The 19,360-nt window shown below is 40.9% G+C and carries 17 protein-coding genes; 16 read left to right on the top strand and 1 reads right to left on the bottom strand.

The genetic code is table 11. From position 1 onward, the window contains the following. Window positions 1-190: 190 nt before the first annotated feature. From CSV73_RS11680 to CSV73_RS11625, 12 genes are all read left to right on the top strand, one after another. Complete coding sequence (locus tag CSV73_RS11680) at window positions 191-1,906, top strand: adenine deaminase C-terminal domain-containing protein (RefSeq protein ID WP_099627673.1); 1,716 nt, start codon at window positions 191-193, stop codon at window positions 1,904-1,906. Between the two features lie 36 nt (window positions 1,907-1,942). After that, entirely contained in the window at window positions 1,943-2,929 is a 987-nt protein-coding gene (locus tag CSV73_RS11675) for a DUF3048 domain-containing protein (RefSeq protein WP_233202890.1), read from the top strand. A 26-nt stretch (window positions 2,930-2,955) separates the two neighbouring features. Beyond that, window positions 2,956-3,276 carry a YerC/YecD family TrpR-related protein gene (locus CSV73_RS11670; RefSeq protein WP_085131740.1) on the top strand — a complete coding sequence of 107 codons (321 nt, stop codon included), beginning with the start codon at window positions 2,956-2,958 and terminating at the stop codon, window positions 3,274-3,276. Window positions 3,277-3,358: 82 nt separating this feature from the next. Then, window positions 3,359-4,057, top strand: a complete 699-nt coding sequence (gene pcrB / locus CSV73_RS11665) for a heptaprenylglyceryl phosphate synthase (protein ID WP_085131739.1) — start codon at window positions 3,359-3,361, stop codon at window positions 4,055-4,057. Window positions 4,058-4,101: 44 nt separating this feature from the next. Continuing rightward, on the top strand, window positions 4,102-6,336 hold the full coding sequence (gene pcrA, locus CSV73_RS11660; protein ID WP_099627671.1) for a DNA helicase PcrA: 2,235 nt from the start codon (window positions 4,102-4,104) through the stop codon (window positions 6,334-6,336). A gap of 27 nt (window positions 6,337-6,363) precedes the next feature. Beyond that, entirely contained in the window at window positions 6,364-8,391 is a 2,028-nt protein-coding gene (gene ligA, locus CSV73_RS11655; protein ID WP_099627670.1) for an NAD-dependent DNA ligase LigA, read from the top strand. Then, window positions 8,375-9,505 carry a CamS family sex pheromone protein gene (locus tag CSV73_RS11650; RefSeq protein ID WP_099627669.1) on the top strand — a complete coding sequence of 377 codons (1,131 nt, stop codon included), beginning with the start codon at window positions 8,375-8,377 and terminating at the stop codon, window positions 9,503-9,505. Before ligA ends, CSV73_RS11650 begins: the two co-directional genes overlap by 17 nt. A gap of 88 nt (window positions 9,506-9,593) precedes the next feature. Beyond that, a complete protein-coding gene (gene gatC, locus CSV73_RS11645; protein ID WP_085131735.1) occupies window positions 9,594-9,881 on the top strand; it encodes an Asp-tRNA(Asn)/Glu-tRNA(Gln) amidotransferase subunit GatC in 288 nt (95 codons plus the stop codon). A 55-nt stretch (window positions 9,882-9,936) separates the two neighbouring features. Then, window positions 9,937-11,400, top strand: coding sequence for an Asp-tRNA(Asn)/Glu-tRNA(Gln) amidotransferase subunit GatA (gene gatA / locus CSV73_RS11640; RefSeq protein ID WP_085131734.1), 1,464 nt, complete (start codon window positions 9,937-9,939; stop codon window positions 11,398-11,400). A 2-nt stretch (window positions 11,401-11,402) separates the two neighbouring features. After that, complete coding sequence (gene gatB / locus CSV73_RS11635; protein WP_085131733.1) at window positions 11,403-12,833, top strand: Asp-tRNA(Asn)/Glu-tRNA(Gln) amidotransferase subunit GatB; 1,431 nt, start codon at window positions 11,403-11,405, stop codon at window positions 12,831-12,833. Window positions 12,834-12,931: 98 nt separating this feature from the next. After that, window positions 12,932-13,501 carry a thioredoxin family protein gene (locus CSV73_RS11630; protein WP_099627668.1) on the top strand — a complete coding sequence of 190 codons (570 nt, stop codon included), beginning with the start codon at window positions 12,932-12,934 and terminating at the stop codon, window positions 13,499-13,501. A gap of 75 nt (window positions 13,502-13,576) precedes the next feature. After that, window positions 13,577-14,500: a diacylglycerol kinase gene (locus CSV73_RS11625; RefSeq protein ID WP_085131731.1), complete on the top strand. Its 924-nt coding sequence runs from the start codon at window positions 13,577-13,579 to the stop codon at window positions 14,498-14,500. 111 nt (window positions 14,501-14,611) lie between these two features. Here CSV73_RS11625 and CSV73_RS11620 read toward each other — a convergent pair whose 3' ends face one another. Then, window positions 14,612-15,043 carry an NUDIX hydrolase gene (locus tag CSV73_RS11620; RefSeq protein ID WP_085131730.1) on the bottom strand — a complete coding sequence of 144 codons (432 nt, stop codon included), beginning with the start codon at window positions 15,041-15,043 and terminating at the stop codon, window positions 14,612-14,614. Between the two features lie 315 nt (window positions 15,044-15,358). Between CSV73_RS11620 and CSV73_RS11615 the strand changes: the two genes are divergently transcribed. The 4 genes from CSV73_RS11615 (at window position 15,359) to rlmD (ending at window position 19,297) form a co-directional block, all read left to right on the top strand. Beyond that, window positions 15,359-16,696 (top strand): cytochrome ubiquinol oxidase subunit I, encoded by a 1,338-nt coding sequence (locus CSV73_RS11615; protein WP_369802590.1) that lies wholly within the window; start codon window positions 15,359-15,361, stop codon window positions 16,694-16,696. After that, entirely contained in the window at window positions 16,693-17,718 is a 1,026-nt protein-coding gene (locus tag CSV73_RS11610; protein ID WP_085131728.1) for a cytochrome d ubiquinol oxidase subunit II, read from the top strand. Before CSV73_RS11615 ends, CSV73_RS11610 begins: the two co-directional genes overlap by 4 nt. Before the next feature lie 12 nt (window positions 17,719-17,730). After that, window positions 17,731-17,865, top strand: coding sequence for a cytochrome bd oxidase small subunit CydS family protein (cydS, locus tag CSV73_RS16860; protein WP_255397469.1), 135 nt, complete (start codon window positions 17,731-17,733; stop codon window positions 17,863-17,865). A gap of 67 nt (window positions 17,866-17,932) precedes the next feature. Continuing rightward, window positions 17,933-19,297: a 23S rRNA (uracil(1939)-C(5))-methyltransferase RlmD gene (gene rlmD / locus CSV73_RS11605; protein ID WP_099627666.1), complete on the top strand. Its 1,365-nt coding sequence runs from the start codon at window positions 17,933-17,935 to the stop codon at window positions 19,295-19,297. The last annotated feature ends 63 nt before the right edge of the window (window positions 19,298-19,360 follow it).

Below are 19,360 nucleotides of genomic sequence, written 5' to 3'. Positions count from 1 at the left end.
GTGGTTTATTAGTGGAAAAGGTGTGGGTAATTTGTTAGTAGTGTGTGTAAGTATCCATTATATTGTGGATTAAACAAAAATAGCTTGTGGACAACCTTTGCGCAGCACATCTATTCTAGATTGCATTGCTATGGTACTATAAAGCAACAGTAACAAACAGTAAAACTACTTTAAAGGAACGGTGATCTGCATGTGGAGTGTGAAAGAAATCCAATCGCAACTAGCGATTATTAATGGACAGAAAGCGCCTGATATCGTAATTAAAAATGCTACGTACTTACATTCTATATTCAAGAAATGGATGCAAGGGAACATTTGGATTCAAGGTGACCGAATCGTCTATGTAGGGGAACGTATGCCAGCTATGCTTGAAGGAACAGAATGTGTTGACGCTTCCGGCAAGAAAATAGTCCCTGGATATATCGAGCCGCATGTTCATCCCTTCCAATTATATAATCCAGAAACATTTGCGGATTATGCATCTCGTCGAGGCACAACAACGTTTATATCTGACAATCTCATCTTGTTCTCGATGCTGGACCAGCAAACAGCATTTACATTCATTGATCAACTGAATGAACTGCCGTTTTCATTTTATTGGTGGGCACGTGTTGACTCGCAAACCGTATTGCAAAATGAAAAAGAGCTTTTCAATCCTGTAGATATTGCGAATTGGATGGAGCGTCCTGATGTATTGATGACGGGAGAACTGACAGGCTGGCCTAAATTATTACAGGGTGATCAAAATATGACGCAGTCTTTATTAGAATCTAAACGACTGGGGAAAAAGATTGAAGGACATTTTCCCGGTGCATCGGAACGTACACTAGCTCGCATGAAATTACTTGGAGCGGACGGCGATCATGAAGCGATGACTGCAGAGGAAGTGGAAAGACGCTTGCAGCAAGGATATGCTGTCACATTACGTTATTCCTCGATCCGTCCTGACTTGCCAAATATATTGAGAGGTATTGTAGAGAAGGAGTTGGATGTGTTTGATCATTTAATGATGACGACTGATGGTTCCACACCTTCGTTCTACCGTGAAGGCGTAATGGACCAATGCATCCAGATAGCACTTGACGCGGGAGTATCGCCGATTGATGCGTATCAAATGGCATCATATAACGTGGCGAGGTACTACGATATTACGGACTTGCATAGTGTAATTGCGACAGGCCGTTTTGCGACATTAAACTTTTTAGAGAATGAACATAACCCTGTGCCAACTGACGTGTTATCGAAAGGGAAGTGGGTTCTCCGGGATAGTATGTCGTCTGATGCTTTCAAAGCAGTCGATTGGAAAGCACTGCCGGCATTTGAATTGCCTTATGAACTGACAGATGAAGACTTCACATTCCCTTCTTCAATTGGGATTCAGATGGTCAATGATGTTATTACAAAAGTATACGAAAGTGATCTGGATCTCAGTAGTCCCACTATTGCTACTGGCGATGAGTGCTATTTGATATTACTGGATAAGAACGGAAAATGGCGAGTCAATACGATGTTGAAAGGGTTTGGAGATAATCTGCAAGGTTTTGCATCTTCCTATTCAAATACTGGAGATGTATTATTGATAGGACAGGATTGGCAAGAGATGAAGAGAGCGTTTAATGAAATCAAGAATATAGGCGGAGGCATGGCACTTGCTGAAAACGGTGGAATTATTGAAACATTGCCATTAGAGGCAGCAGGCGGATTGTCTGTTCAACCGATGGAAGTGATCATCGAACAAGAGCTAGCCATAAGAAAGGCATTAAGAGAACGTGGCTATGCGCACGGAGATGCCATATATACATTATTATTCCTTCAATCTGTTCATTTACCGTATATCAGAATCACGCCGGTTGGTGTATTGCAAGTGATGAAAAATGAACTATTAATTCCTAATATAGAAAGGTAGGAACGTATATTGATATGGAATGGGCGAAAGTTACTCATGATAGCCGCAGTTAGCGTAGTATGTCTCGGAGGTTGTTCATCAAAAGATCAGTCTGAACCAGCAGAACAAGAAAAACCGAATGATGTGTCATTGTTTACAGGTGAATTGATAACGGATTCCATCGATCAACGTCCTATCTTAGCGACAATTAGCAATATACCTGCTGCTCGTCCACAGTCGGGACTTTCAGATGCGGATCAGATATACGAATTCTTAGCTGAAGGTCAAATTACGCGCTACGCTGCGCTTTTTCAAAGTAAAGTACCGGATCAGTTAGGTCCTATTCGAAGCGCACGTGATTATTTTGTACAATTAGCTGCAGGTATGGATGCATTTTATGTCGCTCACGGTTATAGTCCGGATGCAAAGAAATTACTTGATGGTCGGGTAGTCGACCATATAAATGGCATAAATTATGACGGGACTTTATTCGAACGTTCAGCAGATCGCCGTGCTCCACATAACTCTTATATTTCAAAGGAACATATTGAAGAAGCTTTTAGTGTCACAAATGCTTCCGAAAAGATCACTGCACGACCATCCTTTTCTTTCCTAAACCCCGATGAAAGTGATAAAATAGGGGATATGGCATCAGCGGTACAAGTATCGTATAGTTCAGACCCGAATTTTATTAGTACGTATCAATATAATCAACAAGCAAATCGGTATTATCGATCTGTTAACGGCATTGAAACAGTGGATAAGTTAAATGAACGACGTATAGAATTAGCGAATATTATCGTGATGGAAATGGATCATCAAACAGTTGATCAACAAGGCCGACTTGCAATAGATCTAGAATCTGGTGGGCCTGCCATGCTGTTTCATGAAGGGATCGCTAAATCGATTGAATGGCAAAATAAAGATGGGTTTTTAACTCCAATGGATCAAGATATGCCTGTTAAATTAACAGCAGGGAAAACCTGGATCCACATTGTTCCATCATTATCAGGTCCTTTCACTTCCGTCACTTATACCCCGTAAGATCGACATAAAGAGAGGATGAGACCATGCAAATAGATAAAATCCGCGGAAAACAAATAGATCAGTTGTTTCAGGCAATCCTAGAACTAAAGGATGTAGAGGAATGTTACATGTTTTTCGATGATCTTTGCACGATGAGCGAAGTCCAATCACTTGCACAAAGACTGGACGTAGCACATAAACTGCGACTTAAAAAAACGTACGATAATATCCAACAAGAAACAGGTGCAAGTACAGCTACGATCTCCCGCATACGCCGTTGCGTAGACTACGGGTCTGGTGGTTACAACCTCATGTTGGATCGACTCTATCCTGAACTCCAAAACAATCAAACAAAAAATAACTAACACAACCGGCCAGGGATAAAACCCCACCGGTTTTTTAAAAGTTATATAAAGCGAATTTGACAAAAGAAGGTGGAAAGAAAATATGAACTATAAAACATGGCGGCATGCATTTAAAATTGATCCAGCCAAATTCATCTCAGATGAACAAATAGAAGCGGTAGCAGAGTCTGGAACGGATGGAGTCATCATTGGTGGATCTGACGGCATCACATTGGAAAACGTACTTGATTTACTTGCGCGTTTCCGGCGTTTTTCCGTGCCACTTGCCTTGGAAGTATCTACTGTAGAATCGGTCACGCCGGGATTCGATTATTACTTTATTCCAACGGTCTTAAATACAACGGATTCAAAATGGCTGAACGGTTTGCATCATGAAGCACTTCGAGAATATGGTCATATGATGAACTTCGATGAACTGGTGACAGAAGGTTACTGTATTTTAAATCCTGATTGTACAGCTGCGAAGGTGACAGGGGTAGACCATGTTCCGGATGAAGAAGATGTACAAGCATATGCACGTATGGCTGAACACTTATTTTCCTTGCCGATTTTTTATTTAGAATACAGTGGACAATACGGTGATCCGCAAATTGTTCGATCAGCGAAGGAATTACTTACAAACACTCGTCTCTTTTATGGTGGCGGAATTCGTTCAACGGAACAAGCAAAAGAAATGGCAGCCATTGCAGATACAGTAGTAGTAGGAAATGTTGTATACGATGATCTACAAATGGCTCTTAAAACAGTCGAAGCTGTGAAATCTGTTCCCTTACCTGTGTGAGTAGTATATAGTAAGAACAAATGTTCCTTAAAGGCGGTACTAATATGAATAAACTATCAGATGATTTACTAAAAGGTATGAATCCTGAACAAGCGCGTGCAGTCAAAACGACAGAAGGGCCTTTGCTCATTATGGCGGGTGCTGGTTCTGGAAAAACTCGTGTGTTGACGCACCGAATTGCATATTTGGTTGTGGAAAAACAAGTGTATCCTTCCAATATATTAGCTATTACATTTACAAATAAGGCGGCACGTGAAATGCGTGAGCGAATTGATGGATTACTTGGTCCGGGTTCAGGAGAACGTATGTGGGTTTCAACTTTCCACTCGATGTGTGTTCGAATTCTACGTAGGTTCGTAGATCGAATCGGTTTATCTAAAAATTTTACGATTCTTGACAGTGCGGATCAAATGACTGCAATGAAACGAGTTTTGAAAGAACTGAATCTCGACCCGAAGCAGAATGATCCGCGTGCGATGCTCGGAATTATTGGCAATGCAAAAAATGAATGCATTGATGCGATGGAATTCCGTAAAAATTCAAATCCTCAAAACCCCCATGAACGTACAGTAGCAGATATTTACGATCGTTATACTAAAAAATTGCGTCAGAATCAATCAATGGATTTTGATGACTTAATTATGATGACTACGGTCTTATTTGAACGAGTTCCTGAAGTGCTCGAGTATTATCAAAATAAATTTCAGTATATTCATGTGGATGAGTACCAAGATACAAACAACGCGCAGTATCGTCTCGTCAAAATGCTGGCATCAAAATTCCGTAATGTCTGCGTAGTAGGTGACTCCGATCAGTCAATCTATCGCTGGCGTGGTGCAGATATCGGTAATATTCTCTCTTTCGAAAAAGATTATAAAGAAGCGAATGTCATTCTTTTGGAACAAAACTACCGTTCCACCCAGAGAATTTTGCAAGCAGCAAATGATGTGATCGACAATAACAAAAGTCGCTATGATAAGAAATTGCGCACAGATAACCCTAAGGGCGAGTTAATCTCGATCTATAAAGCACGCGATGAAAAAGATGAATCACAATTTGTTGTACAACAAATCATTGAGTTAAAAGAAAAGCTAGGATTAACATTGGATCAATTTGCGATTCTCTATCGAACTAACGCGCAATCTCGTCTAATTGAGGAATATTTATTGAAGTCAAATCTTGATTATACAATTGTAGGCGGTACAAAGTTCTATGATCGTAAAGAGATAAAAGATTTACTCGCCTATTTACGTCTCATTGCGAATAATGATGATGACTTAGCTTTAGCGAGAATCATTAATGAACCGAAACGAAGCATTGGTGCAACTTCATTTGAACGTATGGCAACTTTTGCATTACAAAACGATCGCTCCATGTTTGATTCATTGCAGGAAGTGGATTTCATGGGTTTACCTAAACGAGCATTAACAGAAGCAGTAAAATTCCATGAACTGATCAATGGATTCACTCAAATGCAAGAGTATTTATCAGTCACCGAACTAGTGAAAGAAGTCATTGATAAGTCGGGCTATCGTGAGATGTTGGAAAAAGAAAAATCCATCGAAGCAGAAAGCCGTCTAGAAAATATTGAAGAGTTCTTATCGGTTACAGAAGCGTTTGAGAAACGTGCAGCAGAAGAAGAGGAGGAACCTTCACTCGTTGCATTCTTGACTGACCTTGCTTTAGTAGCAGATATCGATACATTGGATAAAGAAGAGAACACTTCCACGGAAAAAATCGTCTTAATGACGATGCACGCAGCAAAAGGATTGGAATTCCCTGTAGTCTTTGTTCTCGGCATGGAAGAAAACATATTCCCGCATATTCGAGCACTTGCAGATCCGGAAGAAATGGAAGAAGAACGAAGACTCGCGTATGTAGCAATCACACGCGCGGAACAGCGCCTTTACCTGACAAGTGCAGGTCATCGGATGTTGTTCGGTAAGTCAAACTTCAATCAACCATCACGTTTCCTCAACGAAATCTCGGAAGAACTGACTGAGCTGTTGGCTGATGGAAATGGCATGAGTGTACCTTTCGCCCAAGCACCTAAAACAAGAGCTAAACGTCCAGCAGTCAAGCGCCCAGCCTATAATGAAAGTGGCGGAGAGAAAATGCAGTGGAAACCTGGAGACAAGGCGTCCCATAAAATATGGGGAACTGGAACGGTTGTGAGTGTTAAAGGTGAAGCGGAGGATATGGAGCTAGACATTGCCTTCCCTAATCCAGTTGGGATTAAGCGACTATTAGCTAAATTCGCACCGATTGAAAAAGAATAAAGCCCCTTTAAGGAGTGTGGAAAATAGATGGATGATGTTCTAGAACTAGAGAAGCGGGTAGAGGAGCTCAATAAAACCTTGCATGAATATGGGCGTGCATATTATGACTTGGATGCCCCTATCGTTCCCGATTCAGAATACGATGAGAAAATGAAGGAATTGTTGGCGATTGAAAAAGAACATCCTGACTTGATCTATCCTGATTCACCGACACAACGGGTTGGCGGAGCACCGCTTGAGGTGTTTAATAAAGTCGTTCATCGTTATCCGATGCTAAGTTTAGCGAATGCCTTTAATGAAGAAGACGTAAAGGATTTCGACAGACGTGTAAAAGAAGCGACGGGTAACGCTGTTTATGTATGTGAACTGAAAATTGATGGTCTTGCCGTTTCATTGCAATATGAAGAAGGTCGTCTTGTACAAGGCGCTACTCGTGGGGATGGTTCAGTTGGAGAAGATATCACGGCCAACTTAAAAACTATTCAATCCATACCACATAAATTGAATGAACCTTTGACGATTGAAGTGCGCGGTGAAGCGTATATGCCGAAGAAGTCATTTGTTAAATTGAATGAATTCCGTGATGAAGCAGGTGAAGTTCCTTTTGCCAATCCGCGAAATGCAGCTGCGGGTTCACTCCGTCAATTGGATTCAAAAGTGGCGGAGAGCAGAAATTTAGCTACATTCATTTATGCGGTAGGCGGCGATGCGGAAATGTATGGCTTGGATAGTCACACGGAAGCGCTCAATAAAGTGGATGAACTAGGTTTGACGACGAATAAGGAACGTAAGCGTTGTACGACCATTGAAGAAGTATTGGAATACGTAGCCTACTGGTCAGAAAATAGACTAAACCTGGATTATGAAATTGATGGTATTGTAATAAAAGTCGATAACTTCGAATCGCAGGAGCAATTGGGCTATACAGCAAAGAGTCCTAAATGGGCTATTGCCTATAAATTCCCTGCAGAAGAAGTGCATACCCAATTGCTAGATATCGAGTTAAGCGTAGGTCGCACAGGTGTAGTTACACCGACAGGGATTCTGAAGCCTGTTCTTGTAGCAGGTACGACAGTGGGACGTGCATCTTTGCATAACGAAGACTTGATCCGTGAGAAAGATATTCGTATTGGTGATCACGTTGTGTTGAGAAAGGCAGGCGACATCATTCCTGAAATCGTCATGTCATTGAAAGAACAGCGAACGGGTGAGGAAGAACCGTTCCATATGCCCGACAACTGTCCTGTTTGCGATTCAGAACTCGTTAGGATTGAAGGGGAAGTGGCACTGCGTTGTGTGAACCCTAAATGTCCTGCGCAGATGAAAGAAGCGTTAATCCATTTCGTTTCAAGAAGAGCAATGAATATAGATGGTGTGGGCGAAAAGCTTATTGAACAATTGTATACTGCTCATTTGGTACAAGATGTATCCGATTTATATACCTTAACGAAAGAGTCATTATTGAGCTTGGAACGGATTGGCGAGAAATCCGCAACGAATATTTTGACGGCTATTGAACAGTCCAAAGAGAATTCTTTAGAGAAATTATTATTTGGACTGGGTATCCGCCATGTCGGTGAAAAAGTTGCAAGAATCTTGGCGGAAGAGTATCGTACCCTCGATGCGTTAGAACAAGCAACAGAAGAAGAACTTGTAAATATTTTTGAAATCGGTGCGATTGTCGCTGATTCAGTGACAACGTACTTTAGTACGGAAGAAGTTCAGGAAGTGATGAATAAGTTGCGTTCTTATGGTGTAAATACCGTTTATAAAGGTGCCACACGAGAAGAGTTGCCAACTACTGGACCTTTCGCTGGAAAAACGATCGTATTGACAGGAAAACTCACAGAATTGACACGTGGGGAAGCTAAAGAACAGATTGAATCGCTTGGCGGGACTGTCAGTGGCAGTGTCAGTAAGAAAACGGATCTGGTCATTGCGGGCGAAGATGCGGGATCCAAATTGACGAAAGCAAAAGAATTAGGGATTGAAATTTGGGACGAACAAGCTATGCTTGAAGCCCTTGGAGTGGATATGAATGAAAAGAACGACTAAGTTTATAACGGGCATTCTGTCGGCAGTATTGCTGACAGGATGTGTACCAGCGCCAAGCGATGATCAGGAAAAAGCAGTGCAAGAAACAGAAAAAAGTGAGCAAGAAATGGTGCTCATTCCTGATGCTCAAATTAAAAAAGAGTACTACCGGACACCTGTTCCATTTAAAAAAAGCGCGAGCCGGGGGTTGGTCGTCAATAATCTCCATACAAAGTACGATATGCAGGAAACAGAGGAAGGCTTATTGCGCCTGTCTTCGTTATATTTCGATCCAAAAGATTATTTCTTCCAGGAAGGTCAATATATAGACCGCGATACTGCAAAGCAATGGATTTCTAGAAAATCAAATTTCGAAGCAGGTCTCAATCCTGCAATAACTGATGATATGTCCCCAGCTCAAATTGCAGATGAGGCACCGATTTATCTTGCGCATATCGTCGAGCAAAACTATTTACAGATGACTGACGACAAAAAAGTGAAATTGGCTGGCATTTCTATTGGACTGGCGATGAATTCGGTGTATTATCCACGTGAAGGCAGTGAACGCCAAATTGATGATAAAACAATCGAAGAAAAAGGCAAGAAGATGGCGGATATTATTTTAAGTAGGTTGCGCAGTAAACCGGAGCTTGCGGATATACCAATTGCGGTTGGATTGTTTAAGCAAGAAAGTCGCAACGATATTGTACCAGGCACATATTTTGCCACTTCTTTAGCTGCAAAAGGTAAAAAAGAATTTACTGGTTGGAAAGAAGTAGACGAGCAGTATGTATTACTCCCCGCATCTTCATCAACGGGGAATTATCGTGACTTGAATACGACATTTAAAAACTTTAAACAAGACATTGATGATTACTTCCCAAGCTTTGTAAATGTCATTGGTACAGCTTTTTATAAAGACCAGAAACTCCATTCTTTACGTGTGGAGATACCTATACAGTTCTTCGGCAAGACAGAGCTGATCGGATTTTCACAATACTTGACTTCATTGGTTAAAACGCATTTTAAAGATGTTCCGATCGAAGTAAGTGTCACATCAGTTAATGGTCCCGAAGTGCTGATTGTGAATGACAATGAGCGAGATGAACCGTTTGTACACGTCTACGGATATTAACAGATTTTAGGTAGTAACATGAACTTTCCAATAAACTGATTAAATGGTATGATTAATTGTACGATTGCAAAATGAGGAGGAACGATGTATGACAACATTTTCGAAAGAAGACGTCAAGTATTTTGCGGATTTCGTCCGTATTGGCCTCTCCGAGGAAGACAAAGAAAATTTCTCTGCAAAGATAGCAGATTTGATTGAAAGTGTAAGTAATTTAAAAGAAGTGGATGTTACAGGTGTAAAACCTATGACGCACCCAGTTGCTATGATCAACGTCTTGCGTGAAGATGTGCCAAAAGATATCTTGGACCGTGAAGTAATGCTGGCCAGTGCAGAAGATCAGGAAGATGGACTTATTAGGGTTCCAGATATTCTGTAAGCGAATTTCAGTATAAAATACCATTCATGGCACAATGATAGTAGGAGGAAAAGTGATGACGTTAACTAGTAAAACAGCAACAGAACTTCAAGCACTTTTACAAAAAGGAGAAGTTACTGCTAAAGAAGTAACAGAAGCAACATTACAAACGATTGAACAGCACGAAGAGAAAATTCACGCGTTTATTCACGTGGCAAAAGAAGAGGCTACAAAGCGTGCAGAACAGCTTGATCAAGAAGCTGCTAATACACGTGGCCGTCTTTTCGGTGTTCCAATTGGTATTAAGGACAATATTGTAACAAAAGATATGAAGACAACATGTGCAAGTAAAATGTTGGAAGACTTCGTACCTGTTTACAATGCTACAGCTATAGATAAATTGGAAGCTGCTGGCGCAATCAATATTGGAAAACTCAATATGGACGAGTTTGCAATGGGTTCTACTACTGAAACATCTTATTTCGGTAATACATTAAATCCTTGGAACACAGACTATGTGCCAGGCGGTTCTTCAGGCGGTTCTGCAGCAGCAGTTGCAGCGGGAGAAGTTCCACTGTCCCTTGGTTCAGATACTGGTGGTTCGGTTCGTCAACCAGCTGCATTCTGTGGAATTGTTGGAATGAAACCTACATACGGTCGTATTTCACGTTTTGGTTTGACAGCATTTGCTTCATCACTTGATCAAATCGGTACATTGTCACGAACTGTGGAGGATAACGCACTATTGCTTAGCGTAATCGCGGGAGAAGACGACAATGATAGTTCATCTTCTGCAAAAGCGGTTCCTGATTTCACGGCAGCACTTACAGGCGATATTAAAGGTCTAAAAGTGGCAGTTCCGAAACCTTACTTAGGGGAGGGTGTCGATGCAGAAATCGTTACAGCAGTAAGAGAAGCAATTACTGTATTGGAATCACTTGGAGCCGTTTGTGAAGAAGTAGAATTGCCACATATTCAATATGCGCCAACTACGTATTATGTAATTTCTTCATCCGAAGCACAATCCAACCTTTCACGTTTTGACGGATTGCGTTATGGCTATCACACAGAAAACGCTGAAAATCTAGAACAAGCATATTTCCGTACACGTCAAGAAGGGTTTGGCGATGAAGTGAAAAAACGTATTATTTTCGGTACGTATGCAATGAGTGCGGATCATCATGAAGATCTATATGTACGCGCACAAAAGACTCGTACATTGATTGCACAAGACTTTGATTCTGTATTTGAAAAGTATGATGTAGTCATTGGACCAACTGCTGCTACAACAGCATTTAAACTGGGTGAAACAGGCGGAGATCAGCTAGTTCATTATGCAAATGATGTTTTGGCGGTACCAGCTAACCTTACAGGTCGTCCAGCACTATCCATACCATGTGGTTTCGTTAATGAACTACCGGTTGGAATGCAAATCATGGGTAAGCACTTTGACGAAGAAACAGTATATAAAGTGGCTCATGCTTATGAACAAGCAACTGACTTCCACAAACGTACTCCATCGATTCGGGAGGGGAAATAATCATGAACTTCGAAACAATAGTTGGATTAGAAATCCACGTAGAGCTTAAAACAGATACTAAAATCATGTCTCCGGCGCCCGCTCATTTTGGTGCAGAGCCGAATAAAAATATTCACGTAACAGACATCGCATATCCTGGTGTTTTACCTACGTTAAATAAAAAAGCTGTTGAATTTGGAATGAAGGCATCTATGGCATTGAACTGTGACGTTGCGCCGATTATGAACTTTGACCGTAAACACTACTTCTATCCTGATAATCCAAAAGCATACCAAATCTCTCAAGACAAGCGTCCTGTAGGAGCAAACGGTTGGATTGAAATTGAAGTAGACGGCAAGAAGAAAAAAATCCGCATTGAACGTGTACATTTAGAAGAAGATGCAGGGAAGCTGACCCATACAGAAAATGGCCATTCATTAGTGGACTTAAACCGTCAAGGAACACCGTTAATCGAAATCGTTACAGAAGCAGACGTGCGTTCTCCAGAGGAAGCATATGCATTTCTAGAAAAGCTGAAAGCAATCATTCAATATACGGGAGTATCTGACGTACGTATGGAAGAAGGCTCACTTCGTTGTGATGCCAATATTTCATTACGTCCATTCGGTCAAGAAAAGTTTGGAACGAAGACAGAGTTGAAAAACTTGAACTCGTTTAACTTTATTCGCCGTGGAATTGCAAATGAAGTAGCTCGTCAGGAGAAAATCCTTTTGTCTGGCGGTACCATTCAACAAGAAACTCGTCGTTATGACGAAGCAACTGGCGACACAGTATTGATGCGGATCAAAGGCAGCGCCAATGATTATCGCTTTATTAACGATCCTGACTTACCTGAAGTTCATATCGAACAAGAATGGATTGATCGTGTCCGTAAGGAAATCCCTGAATTACCAGATGCCCGTAAAGCACGTTATGTGTCTGAACTGGATCTTCCGGAATATGACGCACACGTACTGACTTTAACAAAAGAAATGTCTGATTTCTTTGATGCCACAGTAAAAGCTGGAGCGGATCCTAAATTGGCTTCTAACTGGTTGATGGGCGATGTATCGGCATATCTAAATGCAGAATCAAAAGAACTGCATGATACTTCATTGACGCCTGAAAACTTGGCGCAACTTGTAAAACTGATTACAGATGGTACAATTTCTTCTAAAATCGCGAAAAAAGTATTTACTGATCTCGTGAAAAAAGGTGGGAATCCTGCTGATATCGTCAAAGAAAAAGGACTTGTTCAAATTTCCGACGAAGGTACATTGCGTACAATTATTACCGAAATCCTGGACAATAACGAACAATCAATAGAAGACTTTAAAAATGGTAAGGATCGCGCAGTTGGGTTCTTAGTTGGACAAGTTATGAAAGCAACAAAAGGCCAAGCAAATCCACCGCTTGTTAATAAATTATTGATGGAAGAGATCAAGAAGCGCTAATCTATCAATCAAATGAAAACGTTCCAGGAGAAGCCGAAATAGTCTGAACCTGGACGTTTTTCCTCGTTAATATACACAGTGAAACAGGGGGGATTGTATTGAAAACAGAACAACAATATTTTGAAGATGCTGTATCACTTCAAACGTATATGGACAAAATGGCAACACATAAGGAAAACAGTTTTTTGATCTATCATGCATTTGAAGTACCACAGGATGATGAATTTATTGAATTGCTGAAAGAAAAGCAACCCCATATATTAGTTATTACAGAAGACTGGTGTGGCGATGCAATGCTGAATAATCCAATCCTTCGAAAAGTTACGGAAGCTGCCAATATAGACGTTCGCGCTGTGTTGAGGGATGAAAATCCAGAGCTGATTGATCGATATTTAACGAATGGTGGACGTTCGATTCCTATGTATTTACTATTAAACGCAGCGGGTGAGGTAGTTGGAAAATGGGGGCCACGGGCATCAGTTCTTCAAAAGTATGTGATGGATGGTCGTGCGAAACTACCAGCTAAAGCCGCTTCTGATTTTGAAGAGAAACAAAAAATGTTTTATACTCAGTTGATGGCTGAATTTACAGCTAAACCTGAAAATTGGCTTGCTGTTTATAGTGATATTCGGTCGACATGGCTTCCAGTTCTACAATTGTCTCAGTAACAATGTGCAAGAAACCATTTGAAAATGGCAAAGGTCTGATTTGTTTCAGACGCGAAAGGATCGAGGGGAAAGTGTATGAAACGTGCACGCATTATTTATAATCCTACTGCAGGAAGAGAAGTCTTCCGTAAACATTTAGCAGAAGTCCTCGAAAAATTGGAGAATGCGGGCTATGAAACATCCGCTCACGCTACAACTTGCGAGGGTGATGCAACAGCGGCAGCGAGAGACGCGGTTCGCAGAGGATTCGATGTTATTATTGCTGCAGGTGGCGATGGTACGCTCAATGAAGTAGTTGAAGGTGTCGGACATTTTGATAAACGTCCAAAAATCGGTTTGATTCCTATGGGAACAACGAATGATTTCGCAAGAGCGTTGCGTATTCCGAGAGAAATCGATGATGCTGTAGATATTATTTGCCAAGGAGATTCGATACCGGTCGATGTAGGGTTAATGAATGATCGCTACTTTATTAATATAGCCGGTGGCGGCCGCATGACGGAATTGACATATGAAGTTCCAAGCCGTTTAAAAACAGTAATTGGTCAGTTGGCTTATTACTTAAAAGGAATTGAGATGTTGCCTTCTATACATTCCAGTCATCTTCGTATTGAGTACGATGGAAATGTATTTGATGAAGAAGCTATGATGTTTTTGATTGGCTTGACTAACTCGGTTGGCGGATTTGAGAAATTAGCACCTAACTCCAGTATTAACGATGGATATTTCACATTGCTTATTTTAAAGAAATGCAATATTGCAGAATTTATTCGTGTGGTCACATTAGCTTCTCGTGGAGAACATTTGGATGATCCTTTAGTTGTTTCAGCGAAGGCAGAAAAAATTGTGGTGACTTCCAAAGACGAAGTGTTATTGAACTTGGATGGAGAATACGGCGGCGTGTTGCCGGCTACTTTCCAAAATTTATATCAACATGTCGAAATGTTCGTACCGTTACACAAATTACGTCCGCAGGATCAAGTGAACCAAATCAAATAAAAAGTAAAAAGACTATTCCAGTCGAATTTCTAACGTTCGGATGGAATAGTCTTTTATTGTGAAAAATTAATTGGGTGAGCCCGATGCAATGCGCATCGTATCAGGTCGATATCAGATGTATTCAATCGCTTCTCCTTGTTTAGCAGCTAACTTTGGCACTTCTTTCAACGGCATCCAACGATAGCTGAATAATTGACCTGCGTCTTTTCCTTCGCCTTCTACGATATGTTCCCATTCGTGCTTGTTTTCTCCTATATAGGAAAAATGGAAAATTGTACGTTCGTAAATTACATTCTTATCTTCCGGGAAATATTTTGAAGCTTTAACTTTACCTTCTAGTATAAGTTCATCACGCACGATACCGGATTCTTCTTCGATTTCTCGATATAACGCATCCAATAATAGTTCGTTGCGTTCGATAGTACCACCAGGAACTTGCAGACCTGCTTCAGGCTGATCCTTTTGCTCATATACGAGCAATTTACGATGTCTGCCTTCCCCTTTTGTAATATACGCGATAACTTTTCTTTTAACTCTTTTCATTTACTTTCACCTCTCATTAGTTAACCAATTATACTGTAAATACTAACAAAATACAAGTAAAATGGGTTAATCGATTAGTATACAATAATTAGATGGGCTGTGAATGTGGAAATACGTCTAAATTTCAACAAATCGCTTTAAAAAGGTTATTGAAATGTGTTTTAAGGGAAACACTAAAGTAGAACTGTGCTTAGGAGTGATTGTGTGTATAAAAGACAAGAAAAGCGTCTGATGTGGTTAGCATTTATTGTTGCTGGTATTATGTTACTATCAATTGTTGGAAGATTATTCTCGTGAAAAAAGGAGGTGGCCTGTGTGGATTCAGTTTTTTATTCTAGAATATTGACAGAACTAACTTTATCGTTTCATATTATCTATGCAACCATTGGCGTTGGTGTCCCACTCATGATCATGCTAGCCCAATGGGTGGGTATCAAGAAAAATGATGAGCATTATATCTTACTGGCTAGACGTTGGGCACGTGGTTTTGTCATCACCGTAGCCGTAGGGGTAGTGACAGGGACAGCAATTGGTTTGCAACTTTCCTTATTATGGCCGAACTTTATGGAGCTTGCGGGAAATGTGATTGCTTTACCATTATTCATGGAGACGTTCGCTTTCTTTTTTGAAGCAATTTTCCTCGGCATTTACCTATATACATGGGATCGTTTTGAAAATCAAAAGAAACATTTTCTACTCCTTATTCCAGTCGCGCTTGGAGCTTCATTCTCTGCAGTATTCATAACCATTGTAAATGCCTTCATGAATGCACCACAAGGCTTTAACTTAGTTAATGGTGAATTAATTAACGTCAATCCTCTTGTAGCAATGTTCAACCCTGCCATGCCCACAAAAGTCGCGCATGTGGTCGGGACAGCTTATATGACATCTGCCTTTTTATTGGCTGCTATTGCAGCATTCCGTTTGTTGCGTGGTTCGAATCACGTCTATCATAAAAAAGCTCTATATCTTACTTTGAAAGTGGGATTCATTTTTAGTGTGAGTGCAGCGCTGATTGGGGATTTGTCAGGTAAATATTTGGCCGAGTATCAACCTGAAAAGTTGGCGGCTGCTGAATGGCATTTTGAGACGGAAGAAAACGCCCCGTTAATACTGTATGGTGTGCTGGACGACGGGGAAGTTAAATACGCCATTAAAATACCATATGCGCTTTCTATCTTGGCTCACGGTTCACCAAGTGCTGAAGTCATCGGGTTAGATCAATTTCCCGAAGAAGATATACCTCCACTATACATCCATTATCTCTTTGATATTATGGTAACGATTGGAATGCTGTTAATGGCATTGTCGGCTATATACTGGATTGGTATGTGGCGAAAATGGTCATTTGTCGAGTCTCGCTTATTCCGTTGGCTAATTGTTATAGGAGGACCACTCGTTTTCATTTCACTCGAAGCGGGTTGGTGGTTAGCGGAAGTGGGACGTCAGCCGTGGATATTACGTAATATTATGCGTACTGCTGAAGGTGCAACAACTAGTGGGCAAGTACCGACTATGCTTGTACTCTTTGCGCTTCTCTACTTGGTTCTCGGTATCGGTAGTGTGGTTGTATTAAGGAGAATGTTCATCCGGAATCCGGTAGAACAAGAAATCTTAGATCGGCAGCAGGAGAAAGGCGGTGACATCCGATGAATATCGAAATTCTAGGGATTACGGTATTGTGGGTGTTTTTGTTCGGTTACATTATAATTGGTGCGATTGATTTTGGAGCTGGATTTTTCAACGCATACAGTTTATTTACGGGCAGACAGCGAATATTGACTAATGTCATTCAGCGCTATTTATCACCAGTCTGGGAAGTAACGAATGTCTTTCTAGTATTTTTCTTTGTGGGAATTATTGGATTCTTCCCAAAAACCGCCTTTTATTATGGCACCACATTGCTAGTCCCGGTTAGTTTTGCCATTATTCTTCTGGCAGTCCGTGGTTCCTACTATGCATTTGAAACGTATGGAGCCCGTGGTCACAAAGGATATTCTTTTGCTTACGGTTCGACGGGTTTATTACTTCCGGCATCACTGTCAATCGTATTGACGATTTCTGAAGGTGGATTTATTGAGTTAGTGAATGGACAGCCGGTTTTAGATTACTGGAAGTTGTTCACTAGCCCACTAACATGGTCGATTGTAGTGCTCAGCATAGCGGCAACACTTTATATCTCATCCGCATTTTTGACGTGGTATGCGAATAAAGCTGGGGATCGGGAGGCAACGCAACTTTTAAGGAAATACGCGCTTATCTGGGCATTGCCGACGATCATCGCAGCTGGCGGGATTATATTTGAATTGCGTAAGCACAATCCGCTACATTACGAGAGTATTCAAACGTTTTGGCCTATGTTTCTGATATCGTTTATCCTGTTTCTAGGTACGGTTTTCCTTATTTGGAAACAGCGTCATTATGGTGTGGCTGTCGGATTATTAATAGGACAATTCATGTTTGCTTTCTTTGGCTATGGCGCATCGCATTATCCATACTTGCTCTACCCGTACTTGACGATTTACGATAGCTTTACGAACCAAGCAATGGCGATTGCTTTAATCATTGCATTCATATGTGGATTATTATTGCTAATTCCATCGCTTTATTTACTATTACGTATGTTCTTGTTCAATAAAGATTATGTAAAAGGAAAAGAAAATCACCATGCATAAGGAGGCAATAAGATGAATGAATTTTTGATTTTCTATGCGCCTTTTCTAGTCATCATCGCGGGTATCGTTTTATCGTTCTTTGTTGTCTTGAAAGACGATGCAGTGACAAGAAATGAGTATAAAAACAGTAAAGAAACAGACGTGTGATTACGTCTGTTTTTTTGTTTGCCTCCCCGTGTTACACTAGAAGTATCTGAAAGATGGAGGAAAAATCATGAGCTTTGCAGTAAATAAAAATGAAAAAATACGAGTGACAATAGAAGATCTGACACATGATGGGGCAGGCGTTGCGAAAGTAGAAGGCTATCCATTATTTATTCCAGGAACGTTGCCTGGAGAAACAGTCGATGTACATGTATTGAAGACATTGAAGAAATATGGTTTCGCGAAGTTAGGAAATATCGTGGAACCATCCCCATCTCGTGTGAAACCACCTTGCCATGTATTCCCGACATGTGGTGGCTGCCAATTGCAGCATTTGTCCTACGAGAGCCAGTTGATTCAGAAACGCAAATCGGTACGCGATGTAATGGACCGGATCGCTAAACTTCCAGACGTGCCCGTGCATGAAGTAAAAGGAATGGATGATCCGTGGCGTTACCGCAATAAATCACAAATACCATTTGATACGGAGAACGACCGCATAATTACTGGCTTCTATAAAGCCCGTACACATCACATAGTCGATACAGATGTTTGTCTGATCCAAACGAAAGAAGCAGACGAACTGATGACGATGCTTAAGTATAAACTTCAACAGCTTGGTATCGAGACGTATGACGAACATACACACAAAGGTATGCTGCGTCATGTAATCATTAGAAAAGCACGTCAGACGGGTCAAGTGATGGTTGTACTCGTGACGCGACATAAAAAATTCCCGCAAAAAGACGCAGTAGTCGAATTAATTCAGCAACAATTACCGAATGTGACGTCCATTATGCAAAATGTGAATACAGCGAATACGAATGTCATCATGGGCAATGAAATGGTCCATCTATATGGTACGGATGTCATCATTGATCGGATTGGAGAGACTGAATTCGAAATTTCAGCACGTTCTTTCTATCAAATAAATCCCGTTCAAACGGAAGTGTTGTATCAACAGGCACTTGATTACGCGAACCTAACTGAAAATGAAACAGTAGTGGATGCGTATTGTGGAATAGGAACGATTTCATTGTTCTTGGCTAAGCAAGCGAAGGAAGTATACGGAGTTGAAATAGTACCACAGGCGATAGAAGATGCAAAACGTAACGCGGAACTAAATGGTATTACCAACGCACGTTTTGAAGCAGGCCCAGCAGAAGAGATTATTCCAAAGTGGTACGCGCAAGGTAAGCAGTTTGATGTATTAGTTGTCGATCCGCCACGTAAAGGATGCGATGAAAAATTGCTAGAAACCATTTTAACTTATAAACCCAAAAAGATCGTGTATGTGTCTTGTAATCCAGGAACATTGGCGCGAGATTTACGCATTCTTGAGGATGGGGGCTATCGCACGAAGGAAGTTCAGCCGGTAGATATGTTTCCTCATAGTAGTCATGTGGAGACAGTCGCGTTGATAGAGTTGAAATAACTTGGCGGCAACGAGATAGTGATTTTGGTAGAATATAGGTGTTTGTTTAAAATCCTCTCTGAC

Source organism: Sporosarcina sp. P1 (genome assembly GCF_002743155.1).
In the GTDB taxonomy this organism is placed as follows: Bacteria; Bacillota; Bacilli; order Bacillales_A; family Planococcaceae; genus Sporosarcina; species Sporosarcina ureae_B.
The sequence above is the reverse complement of the archived record's forward strand: the minus strand, read 5'-3'. Positions and strand labels throughout refer to the sequence as shown.